This is a genomic window from Mongoliibacter sp. (genome assembly GCF_007692705.1).
Classification (GTDB): domain Bacteria; phylum Bacteroidota; class Bacteroidia; order Cytophagales; family Cyclobacteriaceae; genus Mongoliibacter.
On record NZ_REBN01000273.1, the window covers coordinates 1 to 6,121 of the forward strand.

At 37.9% G+C, this 6,121-nt stretch carries 3 protein-coding genes, 1 tRNA gene, 1 pseudogene and 1 riboswitch; of the genes and pseudogenes, 4 read left to right on the forward strand and 1 reads right to left on the reverse strand.

Annotated elements, in window-relative coordinates; translation table 11 throughout:
• The first annotated feature begins 245 nt into the window (after window positions 1-245).
• Both EA341_RS18575 and EA341_RS18580 read left to right on the forward strand, forming a co-directional pair.
• Window positions 246-319 (forward strand) — tRNA-Pro (locus EA341_RS18575).
• 339 nt (window positions 320-658) lie between these two features.
• On the forward strand, window positions 659-2,572 hold the full coding sequence (locus EA341_RS18580) for a PQQ-binding-like beta-propeller repeat protein (protein ID WP_293016674.1): 1,914 nt from the start codon (window positions 659-661) through the stop codon (window positions 2,570-2,572).
• Between the two features lie 106 nt (window positions 2,573-2,678).
• Here EA341_RS18580 and EA341_RS18585 read toward each other — a convergent pair whose 3' ends face one another.
• Window positions 2,679-3,671 carry a DUF4097 family beta strand repeat-containing protein gene (locus EA341_RS18585; RefSeq protein WP_293016675.1) on the reverse strand — a complete coding sequence of 331 codons (993 nt, stop codon included), beginning with the start codon at window positions 3,669-3,671 and terminating at the stop codon, window positions 2,679-2,681.
• 228 nt (window positions 3,672-3,899) lie between these two features.
• Window positions 3,900-4,009: riboswitch (SAM riboswitch) on the forward strand.
• A 257-nt stretch (window positions 4,010-4,266) separates the two neighbouring features.
• On the opposite strand from EA341_RS18585, the gene EA341_RS18590 reads away from it, so the two are divergent.
• Together EA341_RS18590 and EA341_RS18595 are read left to right on the forward strand one after the other, a co-directional pair.
• Window positions 4,267-5,571, forward strand: a complete 1,305-nt coding sequence (locus EA341_RS18590; protein ID WP_293016676.1) for an O-acetylhomoserine aminocarboxypropyltransferase/cysteine synthase family protein — start codon at window positions 4,267-4,269, stop codon at window positions 5,569-5,571.
• Window positions 5,572-5,821: 250 nt separating this feature from the next.
• Window positions 5,822-6,121: pseudogene (locus EA341_RS18595) on the forward strand (homoserine O-acetyltransferase); the annotation flags it as partial.

The window sequence follows — 6,121 nt, forward strand, 5'->3', positions numbered from 1 at the left end:
TGAATATACATTATTCTTAAAGTATACAAATTCTACCGAGTAGTGACCAAAAAATCCTCCTCCATTGGCAGGGCAGAAATCACCAATTATTGCCATTTTTTGATCATTTAAACATGATTGATTTAAATATTTATAGAATTAATATCTTCTCAGTAAAACCCAATAAAAAAAATATCAAATAATGGATGAAATAATTTTGCATGTTTCAACATTAATCATACTTTTGCCATCCGTAATATCGGATTCGGGGTGTAGCGTAGCCCGGTATCGCGCCTCGTTTGGGACGAGGAGGTCGTAGGTTCGAATCCTGCCACCCCGACTTAAAAGCCTGCTTTTTTAGCAGGCTTTTCTTTTTATCAACCACTAGGTTTTACTTTTTCTTTCACAATCTTTGGCCTTGTCAGTCCACACTTTATTCCAATTACTTAGATACCTATATGTTTCCTATCTAAGACTTACAAAATGATTCAAATATTTGTCCTTTCGCAAATAGGTTAAAAATTGTAACCCCAAGCTTACTCTATATAATATCTAAATTTTTGAAGAAAAAATATAGTTAAAATTCTAAAAAATACTACTTTACGGAATTAAACTCTATTCTTAAGCATTTGTAAATTCTTTTTCATAATTGTTACGATACTATAAAAATCAAAAAATCATGAACCTGCTAGAAGAAAAATCAGCTTTTACTGACGCTGGTAATACCAAAATGGTCAGTTTTCAAAACAAGCAGCAGTCCTCTCGGCTTGCTTTATTTTCAAACTCCGGCTTTTTAAGTACCAAAGGATTGACACCCTACTTCATGACTATGGTATTTACACTCCTTTTTATCTTTCACGGAAAGCAGAGTTTTGCACAAAGCAGCCCTGATTGGGTATTGTCATCCACCTTCACCCCAAAATTCACTTCCTTTTCAAATGATGGAAAATTTCTTGTACTTGAAAATGAACAACAATATGAGGTTTGGAATATTGCGCAAAAGAATCAGGTTCTTCAAGGCAATTACAGAAACAAGTTGGGCAGAAGCCTTCCAGGGGTTGCAATAACTGAGGGAAGCGCATTCATGTTATTTGAAAATGAAGGGATTTTTTTGCAATTCGACTACACACTTAGCCTAACACAGGTTTTGGCTTACGACCTGAGTAACGGAGAGGAAATCTGGAAAAAGGAGGACTTGGATATAGGCATATCCACAGCGGAGTCACTTTATCAAATCTTCACAAATGCACAAAGACTTAGGCAGGATGAGGATGCACTCTCAGAAGTGACATTTTCCGCAGCTACGGGAATCAATACAGTTTCAAACAGAGGGAACAACTTACCTGTAAGCTATATAGGACATGATGAAAGGTTGAATAAACTTATTACTTATTTACCTGAAAAAAACGCCATTGCTGTCAATGGTAAGGATGGTCTTCAGCTTTTGGATTTAAAAACCGGCCAAGTCAAATGGGAACAGGCTGAACTGAAAGGCGGTTTGGGTGAAGTTTTCTATGAACCAAATAACGATTTGATCATTGCCATCAGGGTTAGTCAATCAGACCTTCAGAATATTGCATCTAGGCCAGAAGTACAGGCATTAGATACCGATACAGGAGATTTGAAATGGTCCCTAAAATACAGTGGTGACTTTATTCCAGGAACAGCCTATGTGAGAAATGACATACTGCTTCTACCCTACTTTGGCCTCACACTGATTGATATCAAGTCAGGAGAGGAGTTAGAATCTGATGTATCTGAAGGGATGAAAAGACATAGAAGGATGTATAGAAACATGTCTGTTTTGGGTGCAGGAGGAGAAGAAGGCAACACCCTTGGAGACAATACCTCCTACCCTTTAGTAGATGATAATAATGTGATTCATTACGTAGTAGGCATGCAGGGAGGAAAGCATATTGATCCTGATGGAAGTAGAAAATCCTACTTACAAATTGATTTCAATACTGGGAAAATCATACTTCAGGAAGACAAAATTGCAAGACAGGGCAACAGGGTAATTCAGGAGGAAATGACTGAGGATTATCTCTACTTGAAGTTAACAGATGGTTTATCCGGATCATACATTATGGCATTAGATAAAAAAACAGGTGGTATTGTCTTTGAAACCGATAAAGCAAGCAATAGGCTGGGTACAGACTTTGACCCCTTTTATTTGGACGATGATAAAATTGTAGACGCTTCTTCAAAAGGTATATTTACCTATAATGCCAACACAGGAGAGAGGTTATCAGTTATAGATTATAAAGATTTTGAGATTGGAAGATTAAAAAATCAAGTCGTCTTCGATCAGGGCTTGATTTTATTTGGTACCAAGGGAGTAGCCATTGCCGATAATGAAGGTAATGTTCAAACCACCTTTGACAACCTTAATAAGATCTTGGACTTAAAAGTCACGGAAAATGAAATCTGGCTGGTAGAAGAAAGTAGTTTTTTCCGAATTGCTACCTCACCTATTGAAGTCGTGGAAGAGGTTGGATTCAGTAATAATGAAAATGTGTTCTTCAGCGCAAATGGATCTTACTTTGTCAGAGTTGACTCTTCAGGAAAGCAATTGAATATCTATTATCTATAAGGTTACTGTCAGTGTTTTCCAATCTGGAATTCCGAATGTAGACCTTGAAAACAAATAGTGCCTAAGAATTTCTGAATTCTTAGGCACTATTAACAAAAATATTTAATTAATTAACAATTTCAATTTTCCCCGAATTCACCTCACCTCTGATGGTATGGGCAGATCCATTGTTGATATTCAATACACCCGTAGAGACACTTTCCCCTACTCTTGCACTGCCACTACCAGTTGTGATATTAAAATTGAAAAGAGAGAGGTTACTTGGTGTTTGGATGTAAAGATTCCCTGAAGAAGCCTTTAGAGAGGTCTCGCTACTTAAGCCAGTAGCTGTCGCAAATAGATTCCCGGAGGAAATCTCCATCCTTCCCAAAGACTTCACTTCAGAAAGTTCAACACTTCCAGTAGAAATATTAGCTTGCACAAGTCCGTTGATAGACATCAACTTAATCTGACCGCTAGCTCCCTGGACACTTACATTACCATCAGTTTTTTTGAGCTCTATTTTACCAGAAGATATATTTGCAAAAACATTTCCAGTGAGATCTTCAGCAAAAATATTTCCCGAAGCACCATTCAGCACAATTACAGATGAGTTGATGTTTTTGGTATTGATTTTCCCTGAACCGATCTCCAGTTTTATTTCATCTCCACTTACATTATTGACATCCATATTACCAGATCCTGATATTATTTCTAATTTGATATTTCTAGGACCGGTTAATTTTATACTTCCTTCTGATTTTAAGCTTCCTAATCCCCCTTTGGTATTGACATTGATTTTAAGCTTATCCCCTATTACCTGATAAGTCAGCTCATTTCTCCTTTTTGAATTTGACCGTAAGATGGCATCCATTTCAACTTGTGATTGACCGGAAACGCCAAAATAGGACACATCCAAAAATTCAGAATCTACTTCAATGGTTTTGATTCCGGAAAATTCCTCCTTGATTTCAGAGACTGTTTCCAAGTCATCATCTGTACATGCTCCAAAGAGAATGCCCGAAACTGACAATAAAATAATCAGGAAGAATTGCGACGATTTGACGGTAAAGTTTGACCTTACTGAGGTCATTGACTTTGGTGTTGCTATAAGTTTCATATGTTGGTTTAAATATGAAATGCCCATAGCCAAAGGAATGCCAGATTTTTACAAAATGGTTTTAATCATTAAATATTTAATTGGTTAACCTGAAGGTCTATTTAGATTTCACTTTACAGCCATTACCAATTCACCTTTACAGTATTTTTTCAAAATCTTTTTACTCAATGCTTGCATATCAATCATTCAAATTATTTCTTTGCATTATCCTTTCACTTTTAGTGTTGGGATTTATAAAGAAGAGGCGAGAGACAGGCTCATCGACCCTCTGGCAACCTGGAAAATCCAAGGTGCCAATTCCTGCCGGCTGAAAATATTGTCAACCGGAAATATAAATTCTTTAACCAATGAATTTACAAAAAAGGATTACTCCTCTTAAGAATTTTAAAAAAATGCAGCACGGTAAAATCTTTACCCAGAATTGTTGCATCTGTAGGTTTTTTTAAACCAATCAACCCTGTATTTCTCAAGTAATTTTAGTGTTTGAGGGTTGAAGATTTGACAGAGTTCCAAATCCCAATGATTCCCCTAATATTTCGCTAAAGTTCAAATAAATAACATAAACCATTTCTCATAAATCTAAAACAAAATTCCAATGTCAAACTACAGATTTGAAACCCTTCAGCTTCATGCCGGACAGGCGCCTGACCCGACCACCAATTCCAGAGCTGTACCTATCTATCAGACCACCTCTTATGTGTTCAATTCCGCGGAACACGGAGCCAACCTTTTTGCATTGAAAGAATTTGGGAATATCTACACCCGAATTATGAATCCAACCACAGACGTGTTCGAACAGAGAATTGCAGCACTGGAAGGTGGCGTAGCTGCATTGGCAACTGCCTCAGGTCAGGCCGCACAGTTTCTGGCATTGAACAATATACTTCAGGCAGGTGAAAACTTCGTCTCAACATCGTTTCTTTATGGAGGTACTTACAATCAATTCAAAGTTGCTTTCAAAAGGATAGGAATAGAAGCCCGCTTTGCAAAAGGAAATGATGCCGCTGAATTTGAAAAACTTATAGATGAAAAAACAAAGGCCATTTACCTTGAAACCATAGGTAATCCTGAATTCAATATTCCGGATTTCGAAGCCATTGCTGATTTGGCCAAAGCCCATAACATCCCACTTATCGTGGACAATACCTTCGGTGCAGGAGGATTCCTGTTTCAACCTTTGAAACACGGAGCAAATATAGTAACTGCCTCTGCGACCAAATGGATAGGTGGACATGGCACTTCAATCGGAGGCATAATCGTAGATGGGGGAAACTTCAACTGGGCGAATGGGAAATTCCCTCAGTTTACAGAACCTTCTGAAGGATATCATGGACTGAAATTCTGGGATGTTTTTGGAGAAAACAATCCATTGGGTTTACCTAATATCGCATTTGCCATTCGTGCACGCGTGGAAGGACTCAGGGATTTTGGACCAGCCCTCTCCCCTTTCAATTCCTTCCTGCTATTGCAAGGTCTGGAGACACTATCTTTGAGGGTTCAAAGAACAGTAGACAATGCTTTAGCCCTAGCCGAATGGCTTGAAGCGCATCCCAAAGTGCAGAAAGTAAACTACCCTGGACTTAAAAGCTCTCCATATCATGAGTTGGGTAAAAAGTACCTGAAAAACGGTTTCGGCGGCGTTTTGAGTTTTGAACTCAAAGGAGATAAAGAAAGTACTTCTAACTTCATCAATAAACTCGAATTGATTTCTCATTTGGCTAATGTGGGAGATGCCAAAACGTTGATCATACAACCTTCAGCTACAACCCATCAACAGTTGAGTGAGGAAGAACAGATAGCTGCAGGTGTAACGCCAACATTGCTGAGAATTTCTTTAGGCATAGAACATATTGAGGATATCAAAGCTGATTTGACCCAAGCTTTTGATGCTTTATCCTGAGCAAAATAAACTAGAACATGGATTGCAACTCTTAAGGGTCTTCAATCCATGTTTTCAATAAATATGATGTGCATATCTACTTTATAACCATAAGTTTATAATCAGTATTAGAAATAAGGATGCAATATAGATTAAAGCATGTTTCTGATACCCTTGCTTAACCGTTGATTTGGCTTATAGGTCATATCACCTTCAAGGCAAAGATGATATATCTACTGGTCTGATTGCAGATAACCATATGACGATAAATATGAATCTAGAGAGTAATTATTTGATAATTGATATGGCAGAGGAATGCTACAAACATGATGGAATCCTGGAACTGGAATCAGGGGAAAACCTAAACGGGTTCGAAATTTCGTACACTACCCGAGGACATCTGACTACCGATAAAGACAATGTGATTTGGGTCATACATGCTTTGACAGGAGATGCCAAAGTTGAAGAATGGTGGTCGGGATTAGTGGGTGAGGACAAGTTTTATGATCCCACCAAACACTTTATCGTTTGTGCCAATCTTCTTGGCAGTTGCTATGGTTCTACCAATCCA

Excerpts from the sequence above, each read along its gene's own strand:
- EA341_RS18590 (WP_293016676.1), top strand. The coding sequence starts at position 4,267 with ATGTCAAACTACAGATTTGAAACCCTTCAGCTTCATGCCGGACAGGCG.
- EA341_RS18580 (WP_293016674.1), top strand. The coding sequence starts at position 659 with ATGAACCTGCTAGAAGAAAAATCAGCTTTTACTGACGCTGGTAATACC.
- EA341_RS18585 (WP_293016675.1), bottom strand. The coding sequence starts at position 3,671 with ATGAAACTTATAGCAACACCAAAGTCAATGACCTCAGTAAGGTCAAAC.